Raw genomic sequence first — 26209 nt, 5'->3', positions numbered from 1 at the left:
GGGCTGCCGGTGGCTGCACGGGTATCGACGATCTGGTTTCTGGGCGGCGCAGACGCTCGCACCGAATTGAGCAAGTACCCACAGCCGGATCAGACCGAGGCGCTGAAAATCGCCATGTCGCTGTACCCGGACAAGGAGTTCGAGTCTCTCGGTCCTCAGCCGCTGTCGATGGCCGCGACGGTGAGCCCCGGCTACGTCTTCGTCGGCGCGTACGGCCGAGTGAGCGTCGTCTGCAGCTCCGAACTCAGCACATTTGTCCCCTCGAAACTGCCTGAGTCCTGGCACCTTTCGGCCGAGGGTGGCTCGACGCTGTTGATCAGCTCCGTCCCCGAAACCGCGCAGGGTTCGTTTGCACTGTGGGAGAACGGCGAGCTACGACGCTCGTTCAGTGCCATCCCGATCGACATCGTCGAAAATCTGGGGATCCCGCAGACGTGGGAACTGGAATTCTGGGCCGGCAACCATCCCCTGCGTTACCCGCCCGGGATCCTGCCCGATCCGCAGTCACTTCCGTTCCACCCGCAGCAGTTCGCGGAGTCCGCCAACCTCGAGTGGCTGGGATTCCGATACACCGGCGCGCCGCGAGAACACGAACTCGACACAACGCAGATTCTCCTGTGGGGCTTCAAGATTCACCGCCCCGGCGAGGCACCCAAACCTGCGCCCCCAGCCCCCGTACCGGTACCCGAGCAGGCGCCGACAGAGATACCCATGCCCGAAAACATGCCGCCGATCCACGACGCACCCGTGGCCAAGCCGCGCGGTCGCCTCGCCCGGTACTTCGGGTTCAAGTAGCGCGAACAAGCATCACACAGTCACGCGGCTATCGCTGCGATCCACCCGAGCGGAACGCCGACTACCGCGCCGTAGACCACCCATCGCCACACGGAGACGGCTCGCCAGCGCCAGACGGTCGGCGCAAGTCCGCCTACCGCAATGATATTGACGACAACTGCCAGGAGCACGTTCACGTTACCCAGCGCGACGCAGAACGTCGCGACAGCGCTGGTCGAGAGCATCGCGGCGAATACCGACACCGCGATTCCGGTGAACCAGGGCGTGCGGTCCAGAGTCACCGGCCGGTCCTGACACGTTCGTAGAAGGCCATAGCCGCTGCGGTTGCGACGTTGAGCGAATCGGTGCCGGGTGCCATCGGTATCTTGGCACGAATGTCGGTGGCCCGCATCGCATGTTCGGTCAGACCTGGCCCCTCGGCTCCCAGCAGTAGCGCCACCTTCTCCCCGGTCATCGCTTCGGCCAAAGTGACCGCTTCCGGATTCGGAGTCAAGGATATGAGCTGAAAACCGTTGCCACGCAGCTCATCCAAGTCGTGTGGCCACTTTGCCACATGCGCGAAGGGCACTCGCAGCACGTGCCCCATCGACACACGGACCGACCGCCGGTACAGCGGGTCAGCACAACCCTTCCCGAACAGAACGGCGTCCACGCCGAGCCCTGCAGCGTTGCGGAACATCGAGCCGAGGTTCTCGTGATCGTTGACGCCTTCGAGGACCACGACGGTCTTTGCGTCCTTCAGCACGTCCGAGACCGCGAGTGGTGCCGGGCGCGCTGCTGCAGCGAGGACGCCACGGTTCAGGTGGAATCCGACGACCTCGGCCATCACTTCGGCGCTCGTACGGTAGAACGGCACGTCCACACCGTCGAGATCGTCAGCGAGCTCCAGGAGCCGTCGTTCAACGCCGAGAAGACTGATCGGCTGGAACCGCGACGTCAGCAGTCGCTGAGTGACGAACACTCCTTCGGCGATGACCAGTCCCTTGCCCTCCGGCAGGTCGGGGCGCCGATCCGAGGAGTTGAGATCGCGAAAGTCATCCAACCGGGGGTCGGCGGGATCTGAGATGTCGATGACGTGAACCACGGGTCTATCGTGCCGTACGCACCGCGGGCCCCCGTCACTACTCCCGACCTAGCGCAGCAGCGTAGCGAAATGCGCGTCGAGCACCTGGCCGATCACCTGCGGATTGGTTCGCTCGGGATTGTCGACGCCGTGCGACGCGAGCCCGTCGGCGAGCGCATGCAACCTCATCGCCTCGATGTCGACCGAAGCGTCCGGCTGCAGGAATCCTGCATCATGTACGGCCTCGACAAATGTTCGATAGTGCTCGAACAGCGTCCGGTCCGTCTCGTCACGCACTGCCGTCAACGTCGAATCGGTCTGGGCAGCAGCAGCAAACGCCTCCCAGACCTGCATTTCTTCACGCCGATCTTCGTCGAGGGGAACGAACTGATCGGTGAACTGGCGGATCGCGCGGCGGATGTCGGGATCGAAGTCGATGCCGGCGATTCTCTTCTCCACTCGGACGGTCACGAGCGTCATCGCGAACAGCAAGAGTTCGGACTGCGTCGCGAAGAAGTGCCTTAGCGACCCCGTCGACATCTTCGCCTCGTCCGCGACGGCCCGGACGCTCGCGCTCGCCACACCATCACGACGGATCACACGCCAGACAGCCTCGGCGATCTCTTCCCGTCGCTCATCGGGGCTGCTTCGTTTCACCACTTCACAAAGCTAACACAGTTGTGCTAGTTTTCGATCACTAACACAGTCGTACTAGAAATGAGCTGATGTCATGATCGTCCATCTGATCATCGCGTGCGAAATCATGTTCTGGGTGTTCATCGCCGCCGGTCTCGCCGCCCGCTATCTGCTGCGCCGCAAGACGCTGGGTGCCGCACTGCTCATCTGCGCACCCCTGGTCGACGTCGTCCTGCTCGTCGCCACAGCCCTCGATCTTCGGGACGGCGGCGAGGCGAACTTCACCCACGGGCTCGCTGCGGCCTACATCGGCTTCTCCGTTGCGTTCGGGCACAGTCTCATCTCCTGGGCCGACGCCAGGTTCGCCTACCGATTCGCCGGCGGCCCGGCTCCCGTCGCGCCACCCAAGTACGGGAGTGCGCGAGCACTGCGCGAATGGCGCGAGTTCGGCAAAGCCGCGATCGCCTGGGCCATCGCGTGCGGACTTCTCGGCGCAGCCATCTTCCTCGTCGACGACCCTGCACGTACGGGTGCCCTCGACGGATGGATCAGCAAGCTGACAGTGGTGCTGGGAATCTGGGGAGCAATCGCCCTGAGCTACACGGTGTTTCCCAAGCGCGAGAAGGTCACGGCGCGCGGCTAGCCTCGACTGCCTGTTCGGTCGCGTCGCACACGATCACCGGACGCAGGACGAACACCGGCAACCTTCCACCGTCTTCCGGCCTCGCAAGACGAAGTTTCAGCCCTTCGCTACGTAGCAGGTACACCCCGGCCACTGTGCCTGAGACGAGCGAGATCACTCCGCCCACGATCAGGGGCGCACGGGGGTCCACGGAGTCGGCGAGCCAACCCAGCAGCGGACTTCCCAGCGGTGTGCCACCGAGGAAACTGAGCATGTAGATGCCCATCACCCGCCCACGCATCTCGGAGGGGACCGACATCTGCAGGATGTTCATCGCGGACGTCGTGAACGTCAACGTCAGTGCGCCCGTGGGAATCAACATCAGCGCCACCAACGCGTAGGTAGGCATCAATCCCACCGCGACCTCGAACACGCCGAAAGCCACTGCGGCACCGAGGAACGTCCGCAACCGCGGCGCTTCCTTGCGCCTTGCGGCATACGCAGCGCCTGCAAGGGTTCCCACAGCAAGCGTCGTGGACAGCAGTCCGTAACCGTCGGCTTCGAGACCGAACGTGTTGCGCGCCATCACCGCCAGGCTGATCGCGAAGTTCAGGCCGAACGTCGAGACCATGAAGACGGACACCATGATCACCCGAAGGTCCTTGCGACCCCACACATATCGGAACCCGTCGCGCACCTGCCCCTTGGTACGCGGCGCCGGTTCGGACGGGATCAGCTCCTTCTTGTTCATCAGGTACAGCGCGATGAGGACCCCACCGAACGTCGCGACGTTGAGCAGGAACACCCATCCAGTTCCGATCAGGTTGATCAAAACACCCGAGATGGCCGGACCGACGATGCGGGCCGTGTTGAACGTCATCGAGTTGAGCGCGATGGCATTGGACAGGTGTTCCTTGCCCACCATCTCGATAGTGAACGACTGACGCACCGGTGCGTCGAGCGCCGAGACACAGCCGAGGGCAAAGGCGATCAGGAAGACGTGCCACAACGCAACGAGCCCACCGACGTCCAACAGACCCAACACCAGTGCGCATACCGCACTCGCCCACTGCGTGAAGATCAGGATCCGACGCTTGTCGTACCGATCGGCCAGCACCCCACCCCACACCGACAGAAACAGCGTCGGACCGAACTGCAAGGCCATGACGATGCCCACCGCCAACGCGTTGCCGTCCGAGAGCGTCAGTACCAGCCAGTCCTGGGCAATACGTTGCATCCACGTGCCGACCAGAGAAACAATCTGTCCGGAAGCCCAAAGGCGGTAGTTGCGGTTGTGGAGCGCGGCAAACATGCCGGAATCGGGGTCTCGGGGCACTCCACCATCTTGCCCCTCGAGTAATTCGTTTGGGCAACGACCTCTATGTAGCGGAGCTACGCGACCTCTGCGTAGCGGAGCTACGCGACCGCATAACTCGCGGAACTACTCCGTCTTGTTGACCATCTCCGTGATGATCCCGACGGCACCGCGCAGCGTCGCGAGTTCTTCGCCACCCAGCCCGGCCAGCTGCTCGTTCATCCACGCCTCACGCGCATGGGTCTCGTCCGCGAGCAACGCCTGCCCGGCGTCGGAGAGATTCACGATGATCTGACGACCGTCCGTGGGATGCGGCGAGCGCTCGACCAGACCGAGCTCGGCGAGAGAAGCAACAACGCGCGTCATCGACGGCGGCTGAACTTTCTCACGTGCTGCGAGTACGCCAGGGGTCATCGGGCCGTACTGATCCAGGCTCGCCAAAGCGGACAGTTGCGTCAGCGATACCTGAGCGTCGACTCTGCGGCCGCGCAGATGCCTGGTGAGACGCACTACAGCCAGGGAAAGATCGCTGGCCAGCGCACGAGTTTCGGTGGTCACGCGTCAGACAATACGTCAAGAGCTGGCCGGTAGCTCACGTAATCGAATACCGGTCAACCCTGATTTCACGTAAGGGCGTCGGTAATGGGTCCGACAGTGAAGTAGGCCACAAAAAGTGCCGCCACGATCCAGAGCAACGGGTGGATCTTCTTGATACCACCGCTGGCAGCGTGCAGGACCACCCATGAAATGAAGCCGACACCGATGCCGTTGGCGATCGAGTAGGTGAACGGCATGACGATCATGGTCAGGAACGCCGGGAGTGCCACCGAGAACTTGGTGAAATCGATGTCTCGGACCTGTCCGATCATCAGCGCACCGACGACGACGAGGGCAGGCGCAGCTGCCTCGATCGGCACGACGGAGTAGAGCGGCGTCAGGAACATCGCGACGAGGAAGAGCAGTCCGGTCACGACATTTGCCAGGCCCGTGCGGGCGCCTTCGGCGATACCCGACGCGGATTCCACGAACACGGTGTTCGACGACGCCGAAGCGCCACCGCCCACGATCGCGCCCGCGCCTTCGACGACAAGCGCGCGACCGACGTTGGGGAGGTTTCCGTCCTTGTCGGTCAGGCCGGCTTCCTTACCGAGACCCGTCATCGTGCCCATGGCGTCGAAGAAATTCGCGAGCACGAGGGTGAAGACAAGCAGGCTGGCGGCCAGAACACCGATGCGGGTGAACGCGCCGAAGATGCTGACGTCGCCGACCAGGCTCAGATCAGGCATACCACCGAGCATCTCCGGGATCGCGGGGATGCTGAGGTTCCAGCCCTTGGGGTTGGTTCCGAGCGAGGGTCCGACATCGGCAACTGCCTCGATGATCGCGGCGAGGATCGTCGTGACGACGATGCCGATCAGCAGTCCACCACGAACCTTGCGCACGACCAGAACACCCATGAGCAGGACACCGAAGATGAACACCACGGTCGGCCACGAAGCGATCGAGCCGTTGATTCCGAGTCCGACGGGAACCGTCGTACCGGCGGCATCGGGGATGCGGCGGACGAATCCGGCGTCGACCAGTCCGATGAAAGCGATGAACATGCCGATACCGGCCGCGATCGCGGACTTCAATGCCGAGGGAATCGCATTGAACACCGCAGTTCGGAAACCGGTGAGTGCCAACAGAACGATGATCACACCGTCGATGACCACCAGTCCCATCGCCTCGGGCCAGGTGACCTGAGGTGCGATGGTGACGGCGAGCAGGCTGTTGATGCCGAGACCCGCGGCGATGGCAAACGGATAGTTGGCAACGAGACCGAAGACGATGCTCATCAGGCCGGCAACCAGAGCGGTGACCGCAGCCACCTGGTTGACCGGAAGGATGTTGCCGAGAACGTCGGTCTTCGCTGCAGCGTCGTCAGCCGAGAAACTGCCGAGGATCAGGGGGTTGAGGACCACGATGTAGGCCATCGCCACGAAGGTGACGACACCGCCGCGAACCTCGGTCGAGATCGTCGACCCTCGTTCGCTGATCTTGAAATAGGTGTCGAGGATCTTGCCGGGTGCCGCCATGTTTGTTCTTTCCCCATCGCTGTAGGTCGCCGTGTGCCGGCGCACATGAAGCCGGTCGCACTAGGGAGAGTAGGCCACCGGGGTACGGGTAGCGTTAATTTTGTGACGGAGACTCGCAACACAACCAGCCTGATCGGCAAATTGTCCGCACCCGCGCCGGCACTGATCATCGGCACCGCGTTGTGGGTGGTCGCCACGATCGTGGTCGCGGTGAGCGGCGATCGTTGGTCGGATGCACTCCCGATCTGTTACGCGGGTATCGGAGTCGGCTTCCTCGGCCTCGCTCTGTTCTCCATTCAACGACGCGCAGCTGTGCGCGGTGACAAGGGCGCACAACAGGGCGCCGGTCTGGTCGACTGAGCAGGTCGATTCACCCTTTCAGTGTGGTAAGCCTACCCTGCACCCTAGTGTCGGTCTTAGCTCGTCAATGCTGAAAGGAACCACGTAACCGTGAAGATCTCCCACCGAAATCGTTGGAAAAGCCGAGGACGTTGGATGAGACTGACATCGGTTGCTCTGGTCGCCCTGGTCGGCACAGCACTCGTCTCCTGCAGTTCGAACGATGACGCAGCAAGTAGTTCGTCGAGTTCCGGTGGCGGCGCCTTCCCCGTCACGATCGATCACGCTTTCGGCAGCACCACGATCGATTCCGAACCACAACGGATCGTCACCGTCGGTTACAACGACGAGCAGGCTCTGCTGGCCTTGGGCATCAAGCCCGTCGGAATGGTCAATCAGTACCCGGGCGAGCCGGACGTCAACCGCACGTGGCCGTGGGTCACCGGCCCTTGGGGCGGAACCGAACCGACCGTCGTCGGCAGCAATCCCGAAACCACGATCAGCGTCGAAAAGATCGCTGCGCTCGAGCCTGACTTGATCCTCGCGCTCTACTCGAGCATCGACAAAGACCTGTACAGCACACTTTCCGCGATCGCCCCGACCGTCGCGAAGGATCCGGCCTACGGCGACTACGCAACTCCGTGGCAGATCACGACGAAGACCGCAGCGAAGGCAGTGGGTCGCGAAGCCGACGGCGAGAAGTTGGTCGCCGATATCGACAAGCAGTTCGCCGACGCCAGAAGCGCTCACCCGGAATTTGCAGACCAGACCGCGGTGATCATCAGCGTCGACACGACCCCGGAGTTCTACGCCTTCTCCTCCGAGGACGCCCGCGGACGGGTCCTCGGCAGTCTCGGATTCAAACCTGCTCCCGCGGTCGAGGCATTGATGAACGGTGAGTTCTACGCGCCCATCTCCACCGAGCGACTAGATCTCCTCGACGTGGACCGTCTCGTTGTCATCGGCAATCCCGATGCCGCCCAGGCGGTCCGAAACAATCCGGGCTTCCAGCAACTCGACGTGGTCAAGAACAATCGCGTCGTCTACGTCAACGACGATCAGGCCCCGCAGGTCGGTGCGGCCCTGACCGCGAGTTCAGCACTGAGCTTGCCGTGGGCGACAAGCCAACTACTCGCCGAACTCACGAAGTAACCAGCGCCCGGCGCTTCCTGATCTGCGCAGTTCCCCAGATCCACACTCCGGCCCACACCATCCCGAACGCCCAACCTGCCAGCACATCGGTCATCCAATGGGCAGCCAGGTAGACGCGGGAGAATCCGACAGCGATCGTGTACAGGCCGAGGCTCGCGAGCATTGCCATCTTCGCGAGCCTCGGCAAAGCAAGCCGAAGAATCACTGCGGCAACCGAAGTCGCGAGTATCGCGCTCATCATCGCGTGGCCCGACGGGAACGAATACGAATCGATTTCGATCAAACGCTCCGGCAGGGGTGGACGGGTTCGCGTGAAGATGCGCTTCAATCCGCTCATCACGAGCAGACCGGTCAACATCGATCCGGCGATCAGCAGAGCGTCCGTTCGGAGCCCCCGAACCAGAAGCACGATCGTGAGCAGCGTCGCGATCAGCCACGACGCGAGGGTTCCGCCGCTGTCGGTGATGACGTCGACCACGTCCACGAGCCACGCCGTCCGCTGGCTCACTGCACTGTCGAGTACCCACTGATCAAAAGACATCTGCCCTCACATCCCTTGCGGCAGAGTCCACGTGCGCATCACGTGATGAACGCCGTCCGAGTCCACCCACCACGGCACGGTCACTGTCGCCTCCACCGCTCCTGTCAGTTCCACCGACAGTTCGTGATGGATCACTACCTCGCCGCCGGGAACCTCACGGCCGAGGGCTGCGAAGCCGAGAACTGCCTGTGGTTCGTTCGCCCACGTCGTCACAACGCCGGTGCTGCTCACTCGTCCGTGAACGGATGTGGACGCCGTAGCGACGTCGAGCAGATCTGCCAGTGCGTCAGCTGTCTCGAAACTGCCGAGCACCACTCGTTGTGCAGGCAGTGCCGCTCCCAGCCACGGTCGGTCGAGAACAAGGGCGTCGCCGGGATCGACCAGATCGCCGGAAAGGCCTCGCACGAACGGCGGCAGGTGCAGTTCCTCCAGGTCGAGAACCCGTCGCTGCGCTGCCTCACCCAGCAGTCGGTGCGTCCGCGCGACGACGGCGGAGGCCGGCATCCGTAGTGGGTCGGCAAGCCGATCGAGCAGCAGCTGAGCTAGTTCCGGATCGTCGACGGTATCGGATGCCAGTAATCCGGCGAAGAATCCGGCGTCGGGGTGTTCGGCAGCATCGAGTAATCCCTCGAAGGTGCGATCGCCTGGAGCGCGCAGCAAGCCAAGCACCTCACCGCCGAGTTCGGCATTCGAACGCAACCACCACGCCGTGTATCCACGACGGTCGGTGAGCAGCGCCCGCGTCGCCGGCGACTCGACCAGCAGCGACAGCGCCTGCGGCCAGCGGTCTTCGTCCACGAGATCGAGATCGCGCACGGCTTCGATGTATTCGGGGTCCTCGTCGAGGGTGTCCCACCATGCGTCTTCGGCGTCGAGATCGTGATCGGGGCCGGACGGCAATTCCTCACGGACCACCGTGAAACCCCACCCGACACCGACTACCCGTAGCGCCTGCTCCCCCACCCGCTGAACAAAATCAGCGTCGACGATGCCGAAGGGAGAATCCTCGACCAGGACGCTTGCGAGGGGAGCTCCCGGAAGCAGAAGCTGGTCGGCGGACCGCAATTCGCCCTCCGAATCGGGAAGCAGCACTTCACCGATCCACGACGGCAGCGCCCCTGGCGCCACGTGGGCCGCCAATCCGAGCACCACTTGCGCCAACTCCGTCGCTACCGAATCATCCTGATCCGCAGCATCTTCGATCAATGCTCGCAGTGCCGGATCGGACAGCAGGTCGGTGGCACTCGCGGTCTGTGCTCCCAATCGAGACAGCAACGGGTGCGCCGCGACAGGATGAACCAACCTCGTCCACTGCACAGACGGTGCGTCTTCGCCCAGTTCGACGCCGACGACGACGGTCCGCGGTCCGGTCACCGTTCGTCCGTCGGAGAGCGGAACCGGCAGTGTTCCAAGCTCTTCCACCGCAAGAGTGTCGATCACCAAGGGCTCGAGAGCCGAATAGAGTCGATTCCACCACTTCGGTTCACGTTCCAAGCCGCTGAGCAGTTCGGCGATGCGCGCGAGCCCGATGCGGTGCGTCGACACCGCCGCGAGTGCTCGCTCGTGCTTGGGGCCGGAGAGCTCGGGGACAACCAGGCCGCCGATGATGTCGGTGAGCAACTCGGCAAGGTCATCACTGAGCCCGGGCACCACGGATGCTCGCTGCGGCGCGCGGTCGGGTTCACCGACCACCGGAAGCCACTCGTTTTCCTGCAGCTCCTTCAGAAGCGCTTCGCGCAGAAGCGAATCGGTTTCGCTGCGGGCAAAGGCAGGAATCGGGACGAGTGCCGTTCGCTGCCGAGGAGGTAGTGCAGCAAGGAACTTCGCATACCCCTCGGCAAGCGGAGCGATCGGTGCAGCGGGCATGAGGCGTCGCCGATCGGGTTGCATTGCAATGTCGGCAATGATGATCGCCGGGATCGACAGTTCCTCGTCGGATCGGGTCGGCGCCCGCAGCACGTCGTCTGCGACCGGCTCGACGACCCCGTCGCGGACCGGCACCAACCACCGTGCATTCGGCGCCGAGTACTGCCACCACGTGCGATCTCCGATGACCACCTCGACGAGACCGGAATCCAGCACTCGTTCCGATCGCCGAAAAGTCTTCTCACCCAAACGAATTGATCCGAGAGCCGGGAGTTCGAGCAGCAGATCGACTGCCTCACCTGTCATCTGCGAAAGCAGCGCCGCGGCATCGACGTCCGGCCGAAGCGTCAGCACCACTTCCGAATCGGCACCGTCGCTCGGCAATTCGCCAGACGGCCACACCAAACGAAGTACGGGGACACCGGTTTCCGGCACGGGGAGTTCGCGAGACTCGATCTCGCGCAGAGTTTGCGAGGCAGAGAATCGAATCGATCCCGTCGACGAGCGCAGTTCAACCTCGTCACCGACCGAGAGAACTGCCGAGAATCCGACTCCGAACCGCCCCGTCACGCCTTCGTCGGCGTCGACCTTGTTCGACGCACGCAGCGCCGTGAGTGCGTGAACGCCGGATTCGTCCAGCGGACGGCCGGTGTTCGCGACGGTCAGCGTCCGACCGTCCACGTCCACCCACAAAGAGCCCTCGACGCCCTCGCGTGCAGCTGCATCGGCAGCGTTCTGCGCCAGTTCGGTGAGCAGACGGTCGCGGTACCCGGCCTTCGCGAGGTCGGATTCCGCAGCCGCGTCTTCACGCAATCGCGTCGGAGATTCCGACCACGCGCGCAGCGTCGCCTCGCGGAGTGCGTCCGTGCCGAACGGATCTTCTACTCGGTGGATACCGAATCCTCAACTGCAACAACGCTCGACGGGCGAGCGGGCACCGCAATCAGCTCGACTGCTCCGTCGTCGAATGCGTCGAACTGCGGCGAGCCCGCACCGAGCGGCAAGCTGGTGTCCGAATGCGCGCCACAGCCGTAGGACACGCTGACCACCCGGCCGTCTGCGGAGAGTTCGTTGCCGCACACGCCGAACGCTGCGTGCAGCGAACCTGCGAGTGGAAGGAAGAATCCACACAGCCCACACGTCGACGGGGCAGCCTTGGCCATCTCCGACTCCGGGCCGAAGTCACCGTCGAACCAACGCTGCGCGGCATCGAGTCGGCCCTCGAGGCTCATGACCTGTTTGCGGCCTAGCCCGATTTCGAGAGCTACCTCGTCGACTTCCGGGTCACCGGTGGCGACGTAGCCGGGAACCAGCCGAGGATCCTCGGCCGGCGGGGCGAGTAGGTCACCGACGGAGAGATCGCCGGGACGAATCCGCTGATCCCATGGCAGCCATTCCGGCGCAACCAACGCGTCGGGACCCGGCAGCAGCGCCAACTCACTGACAGTTGCGCGGGTGTCCTCCGGTCCGGCAGCGACGACAACCGCCCACTGCCAACCGCGGTATCCGGGAATGTCTGCTGCAAATCGATGGGTGGCGGCAAATTCGTCCTCCGACGTCACGCCGAGGTATGCCCCCACACCGCCTTCATGCAGGTCGACGACTGCCGTTCGGGCAAGCTCGACCGCATCGGCCAGTACTGGGCGCGGCACTGCACGCTCTGGAGAAGTAGCAACACTCACTCCTCCAGTTTGCCGCACCACCGCAAGTCCGCAACGCACTGGGCTGCCATGCTGGGCAGATGAGTAGGTCACACGCCAATTCCGTGCGCACTTTTGCAGTGGTCGCCGTGATCGCGTCAGCCCTGGCGGGGTGCTCCGATTCCCCCGGTGCTCCCGACAGCCTCACGTCCGAAACCGGCTCCGTCGAGATCGTTCGAGTGTCCGCGCACGATCCCGACGCGTTCACGCAGGGCCTCGAGATCGACGGAAACCGGTTGTACGAAAGCACCGGACGCGTCGGGCAGTCCTGGGTGCGCTCGAGCGAGATCTCCGACGAGCAGTCCCCCGCTTCGGGACCGGAAGTTGCGCGTGCCGATCTCGACCCGCCGTTGTTCGGTGAGGGCATCACTGTCGCCGGAGACACACTGTGGCAACTCACCTGGAAAGACGGCGTCGCCATCGCCCGTGACAAGGACACCTTGACCGAACGTGGGCGGTTCCCACTCGACACCGAGGGATGGGGAATCTGTTCGCTCGGGGATCGGCTGGTCTCCAGCGACGGTTCGGCCACGTTGACCTTTCGCGATCCCGAAACCTTTGCGCCGATCTCGACAGTCGACGTCACCAGATCTTCGGAGTCCGTCGGCAAGCTGAACGAATTGGAATGCGCCGAAGACGGCTCCGTCTACGCCAATGTCTGGACCACCGACACCGTCGTCCGAATCGACCCGTCGGACGGCACCGTCACGAACGTGTACGACGCATCGGCGCTACGCGAAGAACTCGTCACGGATGGATCGACCAGCACCGTCGACGTTCTCAACGGCATCGCGCAGATTCCCGGTACCGATCGATTCCTGCTCACCGGCAAGTATTGGCCGCAGATGTTCGAAGTCCGTTTTGTTAACTGAGTCCGACATGACACAGGACTCGCAGGGGTGTGCGTGGTAGCCGCGCCGACACTAGGACAGAATTGAGTGGTGACCGGACCGCGCGAACCCTACGACCCCGAAACTCGGCGAATCCACGACGAGCCGGAGGGGCAACAGGTGCACCCCGGTTACGACAATTACCCACCCGCGGCCCGCCCGGACAACTACCCGCCTTCCGCTCGCCCCGCCGCGCGGCGCACGCCGTTGCCGCCGCTGCACCCGATCCCCGAATCACGGGGAGACTCGGATTCTGCGTCCGGTTCCAAGGCACCGGGTGCGGACGCCCCCAAGGCTCCCCCGATGCCCCGCAAGCTCACCGTCACCCGCGTCGCAGCGATGCGCAGCCGCGAACTGACGAACAAGGGCATCGCGACCTTCCAGCGCGCAGCGAAGGCCGACGGCGCGGACAAGTCCGGTCTGACCGCTCTCACCTACGCAGTGATGACGAACAACGCCACCGACGCCGCGATCTCCGTCGCCCTTGCGAACACGCTGTTCTTCTCGGCGGCGACGGGCGAGGACAAGACCAAGGTCGCGCTCTATCTCCTGATCACAATCGCACCGTTCGCGGTCATCGCACCGCTCATCGGTCCGATGCTCGACCGGTTGCAGCGCGGCCGCCGCATCGCACTCGCGTCGTCGTTCGGAATCCGGACGCTCCTCGCAGTGATCCTGGTCTTCAACTTCGACAGTTGGATCCTCTATCCGGCCGCGCTCGGCATGATGGTGCTCAGTAAATCGTTCTCGGTACTCAAGAGTGCGGTGACACCACGCGTCCTACCACCGGAAATAGACCTGGTGCGCGTCAATTCGCGTCTGACGGTCTTCGGGTTGATCGGCGGAACGATCGGCGCCGGCGCCGTCGCGGGTGCGCTCGCGCTCGCTTTCGGTTCCACCGGAGCCTTATGGTTCGCCGTCGCCGTCACCGTCTTCGGCGCATATCTGAGCATGCGAATCCCGTCGTGGGTCGAAGTCACCGAGGGTGAGGTTCCCGCGACCATCACCTACCACCCGGACGAGGCGCACCACGCCGGCAGCGCCCCACCACAGCCGAACGCGAAACCGGCCAAGGTCCGACAGCCTCTCGGACGCGCCGTGATCATCGGACTCTGGGGCAACGGCACTATTCGCGTGCTCACCGGCTTCCTGACGCTCTACATCGCGTTCGTCGCCAAATCACGCACCGATCACGAGCCGCTCCAGCAAGCCATGATGCTCGGCCTGGTCGGCGCAGCGGCCGGTCTGGGAAACTTCGCCGGAAATGCCACGGGTGCGCGCCTCAAGCTCGGCCGGCCCGCACTGATCGTGCTCCGGTGCACTGCGTCGGTCTGGATCATCGCGGTGATCGCAGCGCTGACGGACAACCTGATGACCGCTGCGCTGGCCACACTCGTAGCCTCCGCAGCCAGCGCACTCGCCAAGGTCTCACTCGACGCGTCACTCCAGCACGACCTGCCCGAGGAATCGATCGCGTCCGGATTCGGCAGATCCGAGACGGTTCTGCAGTTGAGCTGGGTACTCGGCGGCGCATTGGGGGTTCTGCTTCCGACCGAATACTGGATCGGGTTCACTGTTGTATCGGTGTTCCTGACGATCGGGCTTCTGCAGACCTTCCTGAGCTACCGAGGAAGCAGCCTCCTGCCCGGCCTCGGCGGGAAGCGACCCGATCTGGCCGAACAAGAAGTGACCGAAGTGATTTACACCGGTAAATCCAACCGAGGACAAGGAAGTACTCCGCAGTGATGATGCGCTCGAGAACAAAGAAGATCGTGGCAGCGATCAGTGTCCTGATGGTGGTGGCACTAGTTGCTTACGTCTCCGTTCTTTTCGTGATCATCAAGAACATCAACGACGACCCCGAAAAGCTGCCGGTCATCACTGCATACGCACACGGCAAGACGATCGAGACGAACCCTGCCGGGTTCTGCACCATCGATCTGTCCCAGTGCGCCCAGGTGGGCGACATCTATGCCCTCGACGTTCCCGCGGGCTACCCGCTGCAGCTGTCGTTGTCGACGGACGTCTCCGATGCGCAGTGGGCCCTGCTGGCGGTCTACGAGGATGCCGACGGCAACCAGACCGGCGAACCCCGAGTCTTCGAGCCCGGCGAGGCCCTGGCAGTGACGGTCGAATCTTCGAGCGATCCCGTCAAGCAACTCGTCGGCGTCGAAATCCACCTCGCCGTCGGTGAGGGAAGCGAACAGGGACTACTGATCTGGTCGATCAAGACCGCCTGATCCCCGGAAGAACGAAAATGCCCTGCACACCGATTGGTGTGCAGGGCATTTTGTTTCGAAGCCGTGTACGGCAGCTCGAATCGAGCGATCAGGTATCGAGCTCGCGAGCGACGGCTCGGACGACCTCGGAGATCCGCTGAGCGGTCTTGCGGTCCGGGTACTTGCCGTTGCGCAGATCCGGCTGGACCTTCGCCTCGAGCAACGTGATCATGTCCTCGACCATGCCGTGCAGCTGGTCAGGGGTGTGCTTACGCTCGACGGGCTCACGACGCGTCGCCGTAGCGCCCCGCAACGACGGCGCCGGCTCCAGCACCTTCAGGCTCAGCGCCTGCGGACCGCGGCGGCCCGCAGCCATGCCGAACTCGACGCGCTGGCCGGCCTTCAAGCCTTCGACGCCCTCGGGGAGAGCGGAAGCACGGACGTAGACGTCCTCGCCCTCTTCCTGCGACAGAAAGCCGAAACCCTTTTCGACGTCGTACCACTTCACCTTGCCGGTCGGCACCGCGTTCACCTGCTCATCACTCGACTGGGGCATCTGCCCCAATGTGCTCGGGAGGCTCTCGGAAGAGCCTCATGGCCTTGCTCGCATCGCTTCCGGTGGAAGAATGCAAAAGAACGCGCCCCACACTTGCTTCAGCGGGGCGCGCAGTCTGTTAACAGTCTACCTGTGACGAACCCGGGTCGGCACCCAGGTTTACAGGCACTATCCTCGTAGGTGTGGACCCTCAACCGAACCCGCGCACTTCCGGCACCGGAAACGGTCTGTTCCGTACGGCGATGGCACTGTTCATCGTCGGATTCCTGGCGATCGTGGCCATCTTCGCAGTCCACATCTTCAGCGACACCCCGCCCGGCCTGGCGTTGTACCTGGTGGCACTCGCGTGCCCGATCGGCTTCCTTCTGGCCATCGTCTACACACTCAGATCCGGCCGACGCGTGCGCTGATCACCCCCGCCTTCAACCGAAAGGTCACTGACCATGAGAATCCTCCTGAACGTGATCTGGCTGGTGTTCGGCGGCTTCTGGCTGGCGTTGGGCTACTTCGCCGCAGGCATCATCTGCTGCATCCTCATCATCACGATTCCCTTCGGAATCGCGGCATTCCGCATCGGCATCTACGCACTGTGGCCGTTCGGTAAGACCGTCGTCGACAAGCCGACCGCTGGCGTCGGTTCGATGATCGGCAATGTCATCTGGGTGATCATCGCCGGTATCTGGTTGGCGATCGGACACATCGTCACCGCCGTCGCGATGGCGATCACGATCATCGGAATTCCGCTCGCGGTCGCGAACCTGAAGATGATTCCGATCTCGCTGATGCCGCTCGGCAAGGAGATCGTCGACGTGGACCGCGTCAATTATGCATAGCCGTGGACCGCGTCAATTACGCATAGCCGTGGACCGCGTCAATTACGCGTAAGCGGGCCCGGAGACAGAAGAACCCGACCACTGCAGGTGCTGTGGTCGGGTTCTCTCGTATCAGGTCGGATCAGCGGCCGAGGCTACCGAGTCCGGGGAGGTTACCGAGCGAACCGGTACCCGTTCCCGGGTTGCCCGGATCAACGGGGCCGACCGGACCCTCGGAGACCACGATGGTCACACTCGAAGCGCGCGAAAGCACGCTCTTCGCAGTGATCTCGACGGTGACGCTGCCGACGGCCGTGGGGGTTCCCGAGATGGTGCCGTCCTGTGCGAGGGTCAGTCCGCCGGGCAGAGCACCGTTGGTGAGCGCAAAGGTTGCCCGGGTATCAGCGGCAGTGAGCTTCTGCGAATACGCCTTACCGACCTGAGCGGCAGGCAGTTCAACGGTCGCGGGTAGCGGGTACGCAGCAACGACGGTCACCTTGCCCCCGTTGGTCGTCGACGCGATGGCGCCGGTCGAGGTGTCGAGCGCGAGGTTTTTGACCTTCTCCAGTGCCGGAACCTTGGTATCGGTCAGAGCGGTGGTGGCGCGGGTCGTCAGATCGACCGACCACAGGTGTCCGTTCATGACGTCCGCGACATATGCAATGCCTGCAGCAGCGTCGACGACCACGCCGTTGGGAATCGCGGTCGGAGACAGCGTGGTCTTCGACAGAACCGCGCCGGCCGGGGTGATCGCCCACAGGTTGGTTGCCCGGGTGTCGGTCATGTAGATGTTGCCGGTGTTCGTGTCGACATCGACGTCGACCGGGTAGAGGTTGTCGGCACGCACGATCGACTTGAGTGCTCCGCCCTTGCGTACGTCCGCCTGCCACAGCGTGCGGCCGTAATTCTCGTCGAAGAAGTTGGTGTCCGCGATGTAGAGAAAGCCGCGGACACTGTCGAAGGCGAGCTTGGTCGGCGTTGCCGACTTGTCGACCAGAATGCTCGACACGGCGTCGGCGGCGTTGGGGTCGACGACTCGGATGTTGCCGGACTTGTAGTCCGAGAAGTACGCGCGGTGTGTTGTGGGGTCGACGACGACATCGTTGATCTGCGGCCGCGAGCCGTCGGGGTTCTTCTCGCTCAGCGTGACCGTCTTTTCGACCTTGCCGGTCTTCGTGTCGACAATCGAGATCGCGCCGCCGTAGGAGGAGGACACGTATGCGCGTCCGAGGTCCGAGTCCACGGCAAGTGCCGACGGGTAACCGACGACACCGTCGATGGTGCCGACGGACTTGCCGGTGTTCGTGTCGACGACGGACAACGAGCTGGTCGGTCCGCCGTACTGCGTGATGTATCCGCGGTGGGTTGCCGAGTCGACGACGATGTCGCCGGGCTGGGTTGCGGAATAGCTTCCGACAACACCGTGTGTCGGATCCTCGGGTGAGGCGTGTGCAGCGGGAGCAGTGACGGCCAGGCCGACAGCAGCAGCGGCGACGGCGAGTGACGCGGTGACCGCACGCCGACGGTATTGCAGTTTCATGAGGGGTGCCCTACTTCTTTGGAAGACTCTGCGAACCCTGCCCATTCGGGGCAAGTCAGGCAAACCTAACCTAAGTTTCAATCTCGATGTTGAGACACAGGACACATCTTCGACCTGGATCGGCGCACCTCTCACTCGGCCGGAATTCCATTTCCACATAACGTGTGACCTTGCTCACATTACGGGTGGATAACGGAACGGACACAACCGGACATTCACTCAGGCACCCCCACCTACCTGGGAAGAGTCTCCTGCGCTTTGTGTGACGCGTTGTACGTCCTTCGCCACGCCGCGTTATCAAATGGTGACACGAGAGACTCGAGCCGTTACCGTCGTTTTCGGCCGGGAAACTCGGCCACCTCCGGCCCGCCGCGCCAAGCCTTGTCCCGCGGGTACCGGACTTCCGACAGAGCATTCCAGGGACGAGGACGGGGGACCCAAAGTCCTCTGTGAGAACAGAAAAGTTCTCCAGTGGACACCGGTTCGATCGCAAGACCGAATCTTGGGGTGAAGCCAGACCCTTTCCAGCCAGGAAAGGCGAGGCCGGGCGACCTCTCAGCCCGAACCCGACAGCTGACCTCGCAGGCGCGTGTGGAGAGGATTTCGACCATCATGAGCGGACGCCATCGCAAGCCCACCACCACCGGTCGCACTGTCGCCAAGGTCGCCGTCACCGGCGCCATCATGGGCGTAGCAGGAATTGCAGCCACCGGAACCGCAAGCGCTGCCCCCGACTCCGACTGGGATCGTCTCGCCCAGTGTGAGGCCGGCGGAAACTGGGCCATCAACACCGGCAACGGTTACCAGGGCGGACTGCAGTTCTCCCCCAGCACGTGGAACGCACACGGCGGCGGACAGTACGCAGCCACCGCAAACCAGGCCACCCGCGAGCAGCAGATCGTTGTTGCCGAGCGTGTTCTCGCAAACCAGGGTTGGGGCGCATGGCCGTCCTGCTCCTCCAGCCTCGGACTGAGCAGCGGCGCCACCGAGCGTTCCGCTCCGGCCACCACGGCTCCTCAGGCAGCTCCGGCTCCGGCACAGCAGGTCGCTCAGACCGTTGCACACCCGGTCGCTGACGCCATCGATCAGGCAATCGCGTTCGCCAAGGCCAACGGCATCCCGGTCGACCCGCAGATCCTCGCAGTCGCCGACACCGCGAAGACGTTCCTCAAGTAACACCGGTAAGACTGTCCGCTCGGACGCTCGAACATCAAGAAGGCCCGCACCGAATCGGTGCGGGCCTTCTTCGTGTCGAGTTGTTATCGGTTGATGACGGTGTGCGGGTGTACGTAAGGAAGTGACTCCACCGGAACCGGAAAGGTGGTGTCCTCGCCGAAGGGTGAAAGTCCACCTGCGCGGGTCGATGACAATTCGGTCACTGCGTGATCTCCGTCTGCAGTTTCCGGCCATCCTGGATCTACATAGTGTTGCTTCGAATTGTTGGCCACGAAGTCATTTTGACAGGACGCCGTTACGCCGTACAGACCAGGTCTCTAATCTGATACCTGATGACCGAAACACGTGGCACCCCGGCGGGCAGTTCCGCAGCCGAAAGTCTGACCGATTGGCTCTCGGCGCGCAGTGACGCCGAGTTGACGGAGTTGCTGCGTCTGCGCCCCGATCTGGCCGTACCGCCGCCGAGCACGATGGTGGTTCTCAGTGGTCGGGCGCAGCAACGCGCGTCGGTCAGCCGAGCGGCGGACGAACTCGACACCCTCGATTTCGGTCTTCTCGAATTGTTGGCACTGGCTGGCGCCGAGGAAACTCCGATGACGCGGGCGGAGCTCAACAGTGCAATCGCCGAACGCGCCCTGACCGGCAAGGGCAAGGTCACCAAGAAGGCCGTCGACAAGTCACTGTCGAAGATGCGTGCGTCCGCCCTCGTCTGGGGTGTCGATTCCATCAGCGTCGTCCCGGCAGTCATCGGGATGATTCCGTGGCGTGTGGGGCGAGCCCTCGAACCTGCCGAGGCGATGACCGAGACCGAGATCTCGGCAGCCCTCGACGCTCTGGACACCCGCGAGCGGGATCTCCTCGAGACTCTCGCCAACTCCAGCCCGATCGGTCGCACCCGCGACGCCGCCCCCGGAACGCCGCCTGAGCGCCCGGTTCAGCGACTGCTGGCGGCCGGCCTGCTGCGGTGGCTCGACGAGCAGACCGTCGAGCTTCCGGCGACGGTTCGTCAGGTCATCCGCGGCGAGCCGGTTTTCGATCCGACGACGCTGACCGCACCCGTCATCGGGGGCGACAAACTCAAACCCGCGGACGTGAACGCCTCAGCGGCCGGCGAGGCGCTCGAGTTGGTACGCCAATGCGAGAGCGTGATCGCTGTTCTGGGCGCAGCACCGGCCCCAGCACTGCGAGCCGGTGGACTCGGTGTTCGAGAACTACGACGCGTGGCCAAGACGGCCGATCTCGACGAAGCGCGAGTGAGCCTGCTCGTCGAATTGCTCTCGGCAGCCGGACTCATCGCCAGTGGAACGCCCGACCCGGCGCCGGTCTCGGACAACGCGGACGAATACTGGACGCCCACACTCGCCGTCGACGGCTGGCTCAACGCGTCCACAGCTCGTCGGTGGGAGGTGCTGGCGTCCGCCTGGGTCGACGTACCGCGAGTTCCGTGGATGATCGGGCTGAGGGATTCCACCGACAAGCCCATCGCGGCGCTGTCCGAGGAAGGCCGGGCCCCGGCGGCTCCGCGCGATCGCCAGGCCATTCTGGGACTACTCTCCGAACTCGACAGTGGCCAGACTGCATCGGCCGTCGAGGTAAGTCGACTACTGGCGTGGCGACGCCCGCGATGGAGCGGGCGCCTACGGACGTTCGCAATCGAGCGGACTCTGGACGAGGCCGCCGCGCTCGGACTGGTGGCCCGCGGCGCGTTGTCGTCACCTGGACGAGCTTTGCTGCACGGCGGGCACGCCGAAGCCGAAATGCAGTCCGCGCTACCCGAGCCCATCGACTACATCCTGGTCCAGGCAGATCTGACTCTGGTTGCGCCCGGCCCGCTCGTACCGGACCTGCTCGAGCAGGTGAGCCTGGTCGCGGACATCGAGTCGGCAGGATCGGCGTCCATGTACCGCATCAGCGAGGACAGCGTGCGTCGTGCGCTCGACGCCGGTCTGACGGCCACCGAACTGCATGCGATGTTCGCCTCGAAATCGAAGACGCCTGTTCCCCAATCACTTTCGTATCTGATCGACGATGTCGCCCGTCGACACGGGCGACTGCGTGCCGGAGTGGCGGCGTCGTTCATTCGATGTGAGGACGCATCACTGCTGGCGGAGGTCCTCGCTTCGGCGGTGGCGGAGCCCCTGGCATTGCGCGCCTTGGCTCCCACAGTCGCGATTTCGCAGGCCCCACTGCGCGAGGTCCTGGCCGAGCTGCGCGCAGCCGGATTCGCGCCGGCAGGTGAGGACTCCTCGGGCACGTTGGTCGATCTCCGCCCACGCGGGGCGCGTGTACCGAACCGTCGCAGCCGACCGGCGTCGCGAATGCCCGCGAGCCCGTCGGCGGATCAATTGGCGTCGTTGGTACGCACGATGCGAGCAGGTGACCGCGCGTCCGCCCCGGGCCGTGGTGGTGTCCGGACGGACGGTTCGAGGGAGAACAATGCCGCCACCATCGCGTTACTGGCCACAGCGGCCCGGGACAATTCGAGCGTCAACATCGGCTATGTCGACGCTCAGGGGGTAGCGACTCATCGCATCGTCGACCCCGTCAGCGTGGGCGGCGGACAGCTGGACGCCTTCGACCCGGCAAGTGGTGCCGTACGCCGTTTCACGTTGCACCGCATTACTTCCGTCAGCCCCGTCGACTCCGGAAAAAAGTAGCAGAAAAGAAGCAACTGGCTTTTTTCTGTAAATGAAGTATGGTCGAGGTCAGTTTGTGATTGCCACTTCGAAAAATGAGGAGCGACAATGGCTGACAAGGCGCCGGGAAAGAACATGAAGAAACCCGCTCAGTCGATCAAGGAACGCCGCGCGGAAAAGCGGGCGAAAAATACGGAGTCTTCCGAGTTCATTCGTAAGCGGAAGCGGAGCTGACAGCACAGTCCAGAGGAAGACGAGCTGACTGCGAAGCTGACCAATGCCTGCCTCCACCGACACCCTCGTGCACCTGCACGAAACATTCAACCTGTTCAAGTCACGTAGTCGAGGAACTGATGCACGCTCGCGCGGCTACGCAGCGGGCATGACCCTTGCATCACTGTGTGTCCTCGACGAACACGCTCGGCAATCCGGAATACTTCTTTCGGATTTACCGCAGAAAGAGAATCAACCATCGTGAAAAGAACAATCCACACCCTGGACCGTATTCAAACGAGACTCGAATCGGAGCTTGATTCCACTCCGGGTGATTCCGAAAAGAATATCGGTTATAGATCCGGAATTTCCGAAGCTATTACTCATGTAATGGAAATGCGGAAGTCAGTGGTCGCGCAGAAATAGGAGGCGCATCAATTAGGCGCTCATCCCAATAACTGTCGCACTCCACCCACCAGAAAGACGACCTGGTCCTCGTAGAAGTCGGCAAGTCGCTCCGGCGCGAGCGGCTTGCTGCTTCCGCTCCAATCGTCCGCCCGGCTCAACGCCTGGAGGAAGCCCATCAAGGCAACCGCCCAGCGAGTCTCGAGCCTTTCGGGATCGGTAGCAGGAAAGCTACGACGGACCTGGTCGAGAAGATGATCGCGAAGGTGCAGCTCGGTCGCCTCGAGGGCTGGATGGCCCGGCCGTGACATCTGCGGCTGCGAAATCTGCGTGACGATTCTGATCCATCGCATTCCCCGCGTGCGATGGCGAAGAAGCAGTGTCTTGTATGGCGCCGTGACGGCCCGCACCAACGCTTCGACCGTCGGCGGCTCCTTGTCGGCGGCTAGGGCGTCCACGTTCGCGCTGATCTGATCTCGCACCGACGTTCCCATGTCCAACAGCACCGCGGCGACCAGATCCTCCTTGGTGCCGAAATGGTAGTGGACGGACGACGGTCCGAGACCGGCCGCCGCGTTGACCGCGCGCAGCGAAACTGCATCCAATCCCTCTGTCGCGAAAAGCCGTTCAGCAGTTTTGAGCAAACGCAGACGTGTCACGTCGCCTTGACGGTTCTGCCGGGAGTCGGTCATACGAACGAGCTTCGCACGGGCTCGCCGAACTTCTCCGAAGCGCTGACCGCGGAGTCAGAGTGATTCACGGTGTGCTCGCACCCTGTTGTCGCGATCGACCCAGCCGTGGGCGCGTGCGTAGTCCACCATCGCGGAGAACTTCTGCCTCCACTGCGCGTTTCCGACCTGGGCCGCGATGGCTTGTTCCAGGTGAGCAATGTCGAGCCAGACATGATCGTCCTCGAGTTCCCCCCACGGTTCCAATGCCCGACTCAGAGTCTCGGATTGATCGTCGCCGCCTACGACGACCGAGAGACTGGTGAAGTCGTCGACCCCGTTCAGTTCGACGGTCGAGGAGGTGGGGGTGATTGTGACGTCCAGTTGCATGACCTCTTTCAACGCTCCTTCTCAAAATGCCTGGTTCAGTTGATCGACTTGGAACAACCTTAGACGACATGATTACGCCAGATAGCGTTGAGCTACAAGTGATTACCAACCTCCCACTGTGCGGGAGATTCAACTTATTGGATCAGTTGATCCATGTTAGACATCTCCATCAGAGCGAGTGATCCAAATCACTCCCCTGTCGACAGGAGATGTCATCGTGTGGTCCGCATCGTCCATCCGCTTCGGAGCCTTCCTCGCCCCGTACCATCCGCTCGACGCCGATCCCGCCCTGCAACTCAGACGCGACATCGACCTCATGACACACCTCGACCACCTCGGATTCGAAGAAGCGTGGATGGGTGAGCATCATTCGACCGGCGCCGAGATCGTGCCTGCCCCGGACATGTTCATCGCGGCCGCCGCAGAGCGAACCGAGCGCATCCAGTTCGGCACAGGCGTGACGTCCCTGCCCTATCACCACCCGCTGATCACGGCCGACCGCATCACTCAGCTCGATCTGCAGACGCGCGGACGGCTCATCTTCGGCACCGGCCCCGGCAAGATTCCCCTCGATGCACACATGATGGGCATCAACCCGTCGGACCAGCGTCGCCGCCAGGGCGAAGCGCTCGAGGCCATTCTCGCGTTGCTCCGCGGCGAGGTCGTCAACATGGAAACCGACTGGTTCACGTTGCGTGACGCACGCGCACAGCTGCCCACATACCGTGCGGACGGCATCGAGACCGTGACAGCGTCGACGATTTCCCCCAACGGTTCGGTGCTCGCCGGCAAGAACGGGCTCTCCCTGCTCTCACTCGCGGCGAGTTCACCCAGCGGATTCGACGCACTGGATCGCAACTGGGATGTGTACGAGAAGGTCTCGGCCGAGCACGGCCACCACGCCGACCGGGCGACGTGGCGTGTGGTCAATCCGATGTTCATCGCCGAGACCCGAGCCGAGGCCGAGCGCGCCGTGAGCCGACGGATCGGATCGATGGCCTCCTACGTGAATCGACAGACCGGCCAGAACCCGGCCTGGGCAGATACACCTGCCGGAATCATCGACCAGTGGCGCAACGACACGCTCGGCGAGTTCGGTCAGGCGATCATCGGTACGCCCGAAGATGCGATTGCTCAGATCGAGCGTCTGATCGAGAAGACAGGAGGGTTCGGCACGTTCCTGATCCTTCACGTGGACATGGCGAGCTGGGAGGACACCAAACGCAGCTACGAATTGTTCGCCTCCGAGGTGGTCCCGCACTTCCGGAAGCGGAATGTCGGACGTCAGGCGAGCATGCAGTTCGCCGAGGACAACCGCGAATACCTGATCGGCGGGCTGGTCGGAGCGATCACCAAAGCCCATACCGACTACTACGGCCAACCGGCCGAGACGGGAGCCGTGCGCGCATGAGGGCCGTCCGATTCCACCAGGGAGAATTCGCCGTCGCCGAGATGGCCGACGCGCCGCCGTTGGCACCCCATCAGATCCGCATCGACGTCGTCGCCTGCGGAATCTGCGGCAGCGACCTGAGCATGTCGAAGGACCCGTGCCGATTCGTCGAGGTCGCACACAACGGTGGCTACCCGCTCGCCACCTTCGATCCAGACGCACCCGTGGTGCTGGGTCACGAATACGCGGGCATCGTCGCCGAGACCGGTTCTGCAGTAGACGATTTCATGATCGGTGATCGGGTGGCCGGCATCGGCTTGGCCACCGACACGGCTACCGGGATCCCGACGATCATCGGTTACTCGAACGAATACCACGGTGCGTTCGGCGATCACATCGTTGTCGACGCATTCTGGGTCCGCAAGGTTCCCGACCATCTGTCACTCGAGCACGCCACACTGGCCGAACCTCTACACGTCGGCGAGATGCATCTCCAGCAGTCCGGCCTCACCTCGGCCGATTCAGCGCTCGTCGTCGGTTGCGGGACGATCGGACTGGGTGCCATCGTCGCTGCGAAAGCGAGAGGGGCACAGATCGTCATCGCGTCCGAACCCTCCCCCAAACGCCGCGAGCTCGCCAAGAAGATGGGCGCGGACATCGTCGTCGACCCCTTCACACAGGATCCGATCGAACTGTGGAATCAGATGGTCGCCGAAGGCAACCCGCTCGTGGGCCAGGCCGCGAACGGCATCCTGATCGCCTACGAATGCAGCGGCCGGGCGGGGGTCATCGGCGAACTGATGCGCACCCTGCCGTTCAACTCGCGAATTCAGGTCCTGGCTGCGCCGTTCGGCGACGAGACCATCGTTCCCGTCATCGGGCAGTTCCGAAGGATCTCGATCAACTTCGGTCATGGCCCCTACGAGAACGCGTACGACATCACCCTTGCTCGGTTGGCCGCCGGCGAGATCGACGCCGAAGCGATCATTACCGGCCGTGTCGGGCTCGATGGAGTTTCGGACGCTTTTGCGGCTCTTCGCGCACCCGACGAGCACGTGAAGATCCTCGTCCTGCCCGCTGCAGGTCGTCCGGAATAGCGGTTGGTCCTGCTCTGTTGACGTAGGGGTGCCCGAACTCGGGCACCTCTACTTCTGGCTGTGCGAGCGTCGCCTGTTGGCGTATGCGCTCCGATACCAGGACAATGGCA

Annotated in this window: 28 protein-coding genes and 1 riboswitch; of the genes, 14 read left to right on the top strand and 14 right to left on the bottom strand. The window is 63.3% G+C overall.

Annotation, left to right across the window (positions count from 1 at the left end; all coding sequences use genetic code 11):
• The first annotated feature begins 9 nt into the window (after window positions 1–9).
• The gene (locus AC3WQS_RS03785) at window positions 10–795 is read left to right on the top strand and encodes a DUF6928 family protein (RefSeq protein ID WP_046379063.1); all 786 of its coding nucleotides are present in this window, start codon (window positions 10–12) and stop codon (window positions 793–795) included.
• 20 nt (window positions 796–815) lie between these two features.
• Here AC3WQS_RS03785 and AC3WQS_RS03780 read toward each other — a convergent pair whose 3' ends face one another.
• Genes AC3WQS_RS03780 through AC3WQS_RS03770 form a run of 3 tightly spaced genes read right to left on the bottom strand, consistent with a single transcriptional unit; the run spans window position 816 to window position 2518 of the window.
• Window positions 816–1076, bottom strand: a complete 261-nt coding sequence (locus AC3WQS_RS03780) for a DUF2537 domain-containing protein (RefSeq protein ID WP_492711717.1) — start codon at window positions 1074–1076, stop codon at window positions 816–818.
• On the bottom strand, window positions 1073–1879 hold the full coding sequence (locus AC3WQS_RS03775) for a TrmH family RNA methyltransferase (protein ID WP_020970487.1): 807 nt from the start codon (window positions 1877–1879) through the stop codon (window positions 1073–1075). The genes AC3WQS_RS03780 and AC3WQS_RS03775 overlap by 4 nt, the downstream gene beginning before the upstream one ends.
• 48 nt (window positions 1880–1927) lie before the next feature.
• The gene (locus AC3WQS_RS03770) at window positions 1928–2518 is read right to left on the bottom strand and encodes a TetR/AcrR family transcriptional regulator (RefSeq protein WP_019744923.1); all 591 of its coding nucleotides are present in this window, start codon (window positions 2516–2518) and stop codon (window positions 1928–1930) included.
• Window positions 2519–2588: 70 nt separating this feature from the next.
• On the opposite strand from AC3WQS_RS03770, the gene AC3WQS_RS03765 reads away from it, so the two are divergent.
• Window positions 2589–3137 carry a hypothetical protein gene (locus tag AC3WQS_RS03765; RefSeq protein WP_020908793.1) on the top strand — a complete coding sequence of 183 codons (549 nt, stop codon included), beginning with the start codon at window positions 2589–2591 and terminating at the stop codon, window positions 3135–3137.
• Here AC3WQS_RS03765 and AC3WQS_RS03760 read toward each other — a convergent pair.
• The 3 genes from AC3WQS_RS03760 to AC3WQS_RS03750 all read right to left on the bottom strand — a co-directional run bounded on the left by AC3WQS_RS03760 (window position 3121) and on the right by AC3WQS_RS03750 (window position 6509).
• Window positions 3121–4428 (bottom strand): MFS transporter, encoded by a 1308-nt coding sequence (locus AC3WQS_RS03760; RefSeq protein WP_007733487.1) that lies wholly within the window; start codon window positions 4426–4428, stop codon window positions 3121–3123. The two genes, AC3WQS_RS03765 and AC3WQS_RS03760, sit on opposite strands and share 17 nt — an antisense overlap.
• A gap of 129 nt (window positions 4429–4557) precedes the next feature.
• Window positions 4558–4989, bottom strand: coding sequence for a MarR family winged helix-turn-helix transcriptional regulator (locus AC3WQS_RS03755; protein ID WP_019744926.1), 432 nt, complete (start codon window positions 4987–4989; stop codon window positions 4558–4560).
• Window positions 4990–5054: 65 nt separating this feature from the next.
• Window positions 5055–6509, bottom strand: coding sequence for an NCS2 family permease (locus AC3WQS_RS03750; RefSeq protein WP_020970489.1), 1455 nt, complete (start codon window positions 6507–6509; stop codon window positions 5055–5057).
• 102 nt (window positions 6510–6611) lie between these two features.
• On the opposite strand from AC3WQS_RS03750, the gene AC3WQS_RS03745 reads away from it, so the two are divergent.
• Together AC3WQS_RS03745 and AC3WQS_RS03740 are read left to right on the top strand one after the other, a co-directional pair.
• Entirely contained in the window at window positions 6612–6869 is a 258-nt protein-coding gene (locus tag AC3WQS_RS03745; protein WP_019744928.1) for a DUF2530 domain-containing protein, read from the top strand.
• A 135-nt stretch (window positions 6870–7004) separates the two neighbouring features.
• Complete coding sequence (locus tag AC3WQS_RS03740; protein WP_084325205.1) at window positions 7005–8000, top strand: iron-siderophore ABC transporter substrate-binding protein; 996 nt, start codon at window positions 7005–7007, stop codon at window positions 7998–8000.
• Here AC3WQS_RS03740 and AC3WQS_RS03735 read toward each other — a convergent pair.
• From AC3WQS_RS03735 to AC3WQS_RS03725, 3 genes are all read right to left on the bottom strand, one after another.
• Entirely contained in the window at window positions 7990–8541 is a 552-nt protein-coding gene (locus tag AC3WQS_RS03735; RefSeq protein ID WP_019744930.1) for a phosphatase PAP2 family protein, read from the bottom strand. The genes AC3WQS_RS03740 and AC3WQS_RS03735 overlap by 11 nt on opposite strands.
• Window positions 8542–8547: 6 nt before the next feature.
• The gene (locus AC3WQS_RS03730; protein ID WP_492711721.1) at window positions 8548–11220 is read right to left on the bottom strand and encodes a sacsin N-terminal ATP-binding-like domain-containing protein; all 2673 of its coding nucleotides are present in this window, start codon (window positions 11218–11220) and stop codon (window positions 8548–8550) included.
• 68 nt (window positions 11221–11288) lie between these two features.
• Complete coding sequence (locus AC3WQS_RS03725; RefSeq protein ID WP_019744932.1) at window positions 11289–12110, bottom strand: DUF3027 domain-containing protein; 822 nt, start codon at window positions 12108–12110, stop codon at window positions 11289–11291.
• A gap of 38 nt (window positions 12111–12148) precedes the next feature.
• Between AC3WQS_RS03725 and AC3WQS_RS03720 the strand changes: the two genes are divergently transcribed.
• From AC3WQS_RS03720 to AC3WQS_RS03710, 3 genes are all read left to right on the top strand, one after another.
• Window positions 12149–12979, top strand: a complete 831-nt coding sequence (locus tag AC3WQS_RS03720; RefSeq protein WP_051636494.1) for a glutaminyl-peptide cyclotransferase — start codon at window positions 12149–12151, stop codon at window positions 12977–12979.
• A gap of 69 nt (window positions 12980–13048) precedes the next feature.
• Window positions 13049–14743, top strand: a complete 1695-nt coding sequence (locus AC3WQS_RS03715) for an MFS transporter (RefSeq protein WP_030244200.1) — start codon at window positions 13049–13051, stop codon at window positions 14741–14743.
• A 26-nt stretch (window positions 14744–14769) separates the two neighbouring features.
• Window positions 14770–15237, top strand: coding sequence for a DUF2771 domain-containing protein (locus AC3WQS_RS03710; RefSeq protein ID WP_225989529.1), 468 nt, complete (start codon window positions 14770–14772; stop codon window positions 15235–15237).
• Between the two features lie 88 nt (window positions 15238–15325).
• On the opposite strand, the gene AC3WQS_RS03705 is transcribed toward AC3WQS_RS03710, so the two are convergent.
• The gene (locus AC3WQS_RS03705) at window positions 15326–15739 is read right to left on the bottom strand and encodes a cold-shock protein (RefSeq protein WP_007733502.1); all 414 of its coding nucleotides are present in this window, start codon (window positions 15737–15739) and stop codon (window positions 15326–15328) included.
• A gap of 215 nt (window positions 15740–15954) precedes the next feature.
• Here AC3WQS_RS03705 and AC3WQS_RS03700 point away from each other — a divergent pair, with 215 nt between their 5' ends.
• Together AC3WQS_RS03700 and AC3WQS_RS03695 are read left to right on the top strand one after the other, a co-directional pair.
• Window positions 15955–16182 (top strand): hypothetical protein, encoded by a 228-nt coding sequence (locus AC3WQS_RS03700; protein ID WP_003940194.1) that lies wholly within the window; start codon window positions 15955–15957, stop codon window positions 16180–16182.
• A 33-nt stretch (window positions 16183–16215) separates the two neighbouring features.
• Window positions 16216–16605: a YccF domain-containing protein gene (locus AC3WQS_RS03695; protein WP_003939919.1), complete on the top strand. Its 390-nt coding sequence runs from the start codon at window positions 16216–16218 to the stop codon at window positions 16603–16605.
• 121 nt (window positions 16606–16726) lie between these two features.
• Here AC3WQS_RS03695 and AC3WQS_RS03690 read toward each other — a convergent pair whose 3' ends face one another.
• Window positions 16727–18124, bottom strand: a complete 1398-nt coding sequence (locus tag AC3WQS_RS03690; RefSeq protein ID WP_021332210.1) for a YncE family protein — start codon at window positions 18122–18124, stop codon at window positions 16727–16729.
• 394 nt (window positions 18125–18518) lie between these two features.
• A riboswitch (cyclic di-AMP (ydaO/yuaA leader) is annotated at window positions 18519–18728 on the top strand.
• 8 nt (window positions 18729–18736) lie between these two features.
• Between AC3WQS_RS03690 and AC3WQS_RS03685 the strand changes: the two genes are divergently transcribed.
• Window positions 18737–19300, top strand: a complete 564-nt coding sequence (locus AC3WQS_RS03685) for a transglycosylase family protein (RefSeq protein ID WP_019744938.1) — start codon at window positions 18737–18739, stop codon at window positions 19298–19300.
• Between the two features lie 83 nt (window positions 19301–19383).
• On the opposite strand, the gene AC3WQS_RS03680 is transcribed toward AC3WQS_RS03685, so the two are convergent.
• Window positions 19384–19572, bottom strand: coding sequence for a hypothetical protein (locus tag AC3WQS_RS03680; RefSeq protein WP_019744939.1), 189 nt, complete (start codon window positions 19570–19572; stop codon window positions 19384–19386).
• Window positions 19573–19632: 60 nt separating this feature from the next.
• Between AC3WQS_RS03680 and AC3WQS_RS03675 the strand changes: the two genes are divergently transcribed.
• Both AC3WQS_RS03675 and AC3WQS_RS03670 read left to right on the top strand, forming a co-directional pair.
• Window positions 19633–21957 carry a helicase-associated domain-containing protein gene (locus AC3WQS_RS03675; protein ID WP_492713468.1) on the top strand — a complete coding sequence of 775 codons (2325 nt, stop codon included), beginning with the start codon at window positions 19633–19635 and terminating at the stop codon, window positions 21955–21957.
• A gap of 87 nt (window positions 21958–22044) precedes the next feature.
• Window positions 22045–22170: a hypothetical protein gene (locus tag AC3WQS_RS03670; protein WP_256063234.1), complete on the top strand. Its 126-nt coding sequence runs from the start codon at window positions 22045–22047 to the stop codon at window positions 22168–22170.
• 425 nt (window positions 22171–22595) lie between these two features.
• Here AC3WQS_RS03670 and AC3WQS_RS03665 read toward each other — a convergent pair whose 3' ends face one another.
• Complete coding sequence (locus tag AC3WQS_RS03665) at window positions 22596–23246, bottom strand: TetR/AcrR family transcriptional regulator (protein WP_021332208.1); 651 nt, start codon at window positions 23244–23246, stop codon at window positions 22596–22598.
• 54 nt (window positions 23247–23300) lie between these two features.
• Window positions 23301–23612, bottom strand: a complete 312-nt coding sequence (locus AC3WQS_RS03660) for a hypothetical protein (RefSeq protein WP_492713467.1) — start codon at window positions 23610–23612, stop codon at window positions 23301–23303.
• A gap of 217 nt (window positions 23613–23829) precedes the next feature.
• On the opposite strand from AC3WQS_RS03660, the gene AC3WQS_RS03655 reads away from it, so the two are divergent.
• A complete protein-coding gene (locus tag AC3WQS_RS03655) occupies window positions 23830–25023 on the top strand; it encodes an LLM class flavin-dependent oxidoreductase (protein WP_020908805.1) in 1194 nt (397 codons plus the stop codon).
• Window positions 25020–26099, top strand: a complete 1080-nt coding sequence (locus AC3WQS_RS03650) for an alcohol dehydrogenase catalytic domain-containing protein (RefSeq protein WP_019744946.1) — start codon at window positions 25020–25022, stop codon at window positions 26097–26099. Before AC3WQS_RS03655 ends, AC3WQS_RS03650 begins: the two co-directional genes overlap by 4 nt.
• Window positions 26100–26209 lie beyond the last annotated feature (110 nt).

It is taken from the genome of Rhodococcus sp. FW305-130, assembly GCF_058788335.1.
Note: the sequence above shows the minus strand (reverse complement) of the source record. Positions and strands in the feature narration are given on the sequence as shown.

Bases quoted from the DNA above. Each gene is read 5' to 3' on its own strand.
- AC3WQS_RS03765 (WP_020908793.1), top strand. From the start codon at position 2,589: ATGATCGTCCATCTGATCATCGCGTGCGAAATCATGTTCTGGGTGTTC.
- AC3WQS_RS03760 (WP_007733487.1), bottom strand. From the start codon at position 4,428: ATGTTTGCCGCGCTCCACAACCGCAACTACCGCCTTTGGGCTTCCGGA.
- AC3WQS_RS03750 (WP_020970489.1), bottom strand. From the start codon at position 6,509: ATGGCGGCACCCGGCAAGATCCTCGACACCTATTTCAAGATCAGCGAA.
- AC3WQS_RS03740 (WP_084325205.1), top strand. From the start codon at position 7,005: ATGAGACTGACATCGGTTGCTCTGGTCGCCCTGGTCGGCACAGCACTC.
- AC3WQS_RS03735 (WP_019744930.1), bottom strand. From the start codon at position 8,541: ATGTCTTTTGATCAGTGGGTACTCGACAGTGCAGTGAGCCAGCGGACG.
- AC3WQS_RS03720 (WP_051636494.1), top strand. From the start codon at position 12,149: ATGAGTAGGTCACACGCCAATTCCGTGCGCACTTTTGCAGTGGTCGCC.
- AC3WQS_RS03695 (WP_003939919.1), top strand. From the start codon at position 16,216: ATGAGAATCCTCCTGAACGTGATCTGGCTGGTGTTCGGCGGCTTCTGG.
- AC3WQS_RS03690 (WP_021332210.1), bottom strand. From the start codon at position 18,124: ATGAAACTGCAATACCGTCGGCGTGCGGTCACCGCGTCACTCGCCGTC.
- AC3WQS_RS03685 (WP_019744938.1), top strand. From the start codon at position 18,737: ATGAGCGGACGCCATCGCAAGCCCACCACCACCGGTCGCACTGTCGCC.
- AC3WQS_RS03675 (WP_492713468.1), top strand. From the start codon at position 19,633: ATGACCGAAACACGTGGCACCCCGGCGGGCAGTTCCGCAGCCGAAAGT.
- AC3WQS_RS03670 (WP_256063234.1), top strand. From the start codon at position 22,045: ATGGCTGACAAGGCGCCGGGAAAGAACATGAAGAAACCCGCTCAGTCG.
- AC3WQS_RS03665 (WP_021332208.1), bottom strand. From the start codon at position 23,246: ATGACCGACTCCCGGCAGAACCGTCAAGGCGACGTGACACGTCTGCGT.
- AC3WQS_RS03660 (WP_492713467.1), bottom strand. From the start codon at position 23,612: ATGCAACTGGACGTCACAATCACCCCCACCTCCTCGACCGTCGAACTG.
- AC3WQS_RS03650 (WP_019744946.1), top strand. From the start codon at position 25,020: ATGAGGGCCGTCCGATTCCACCAGGGAGAATTCGCCGTCGCCGAGATG.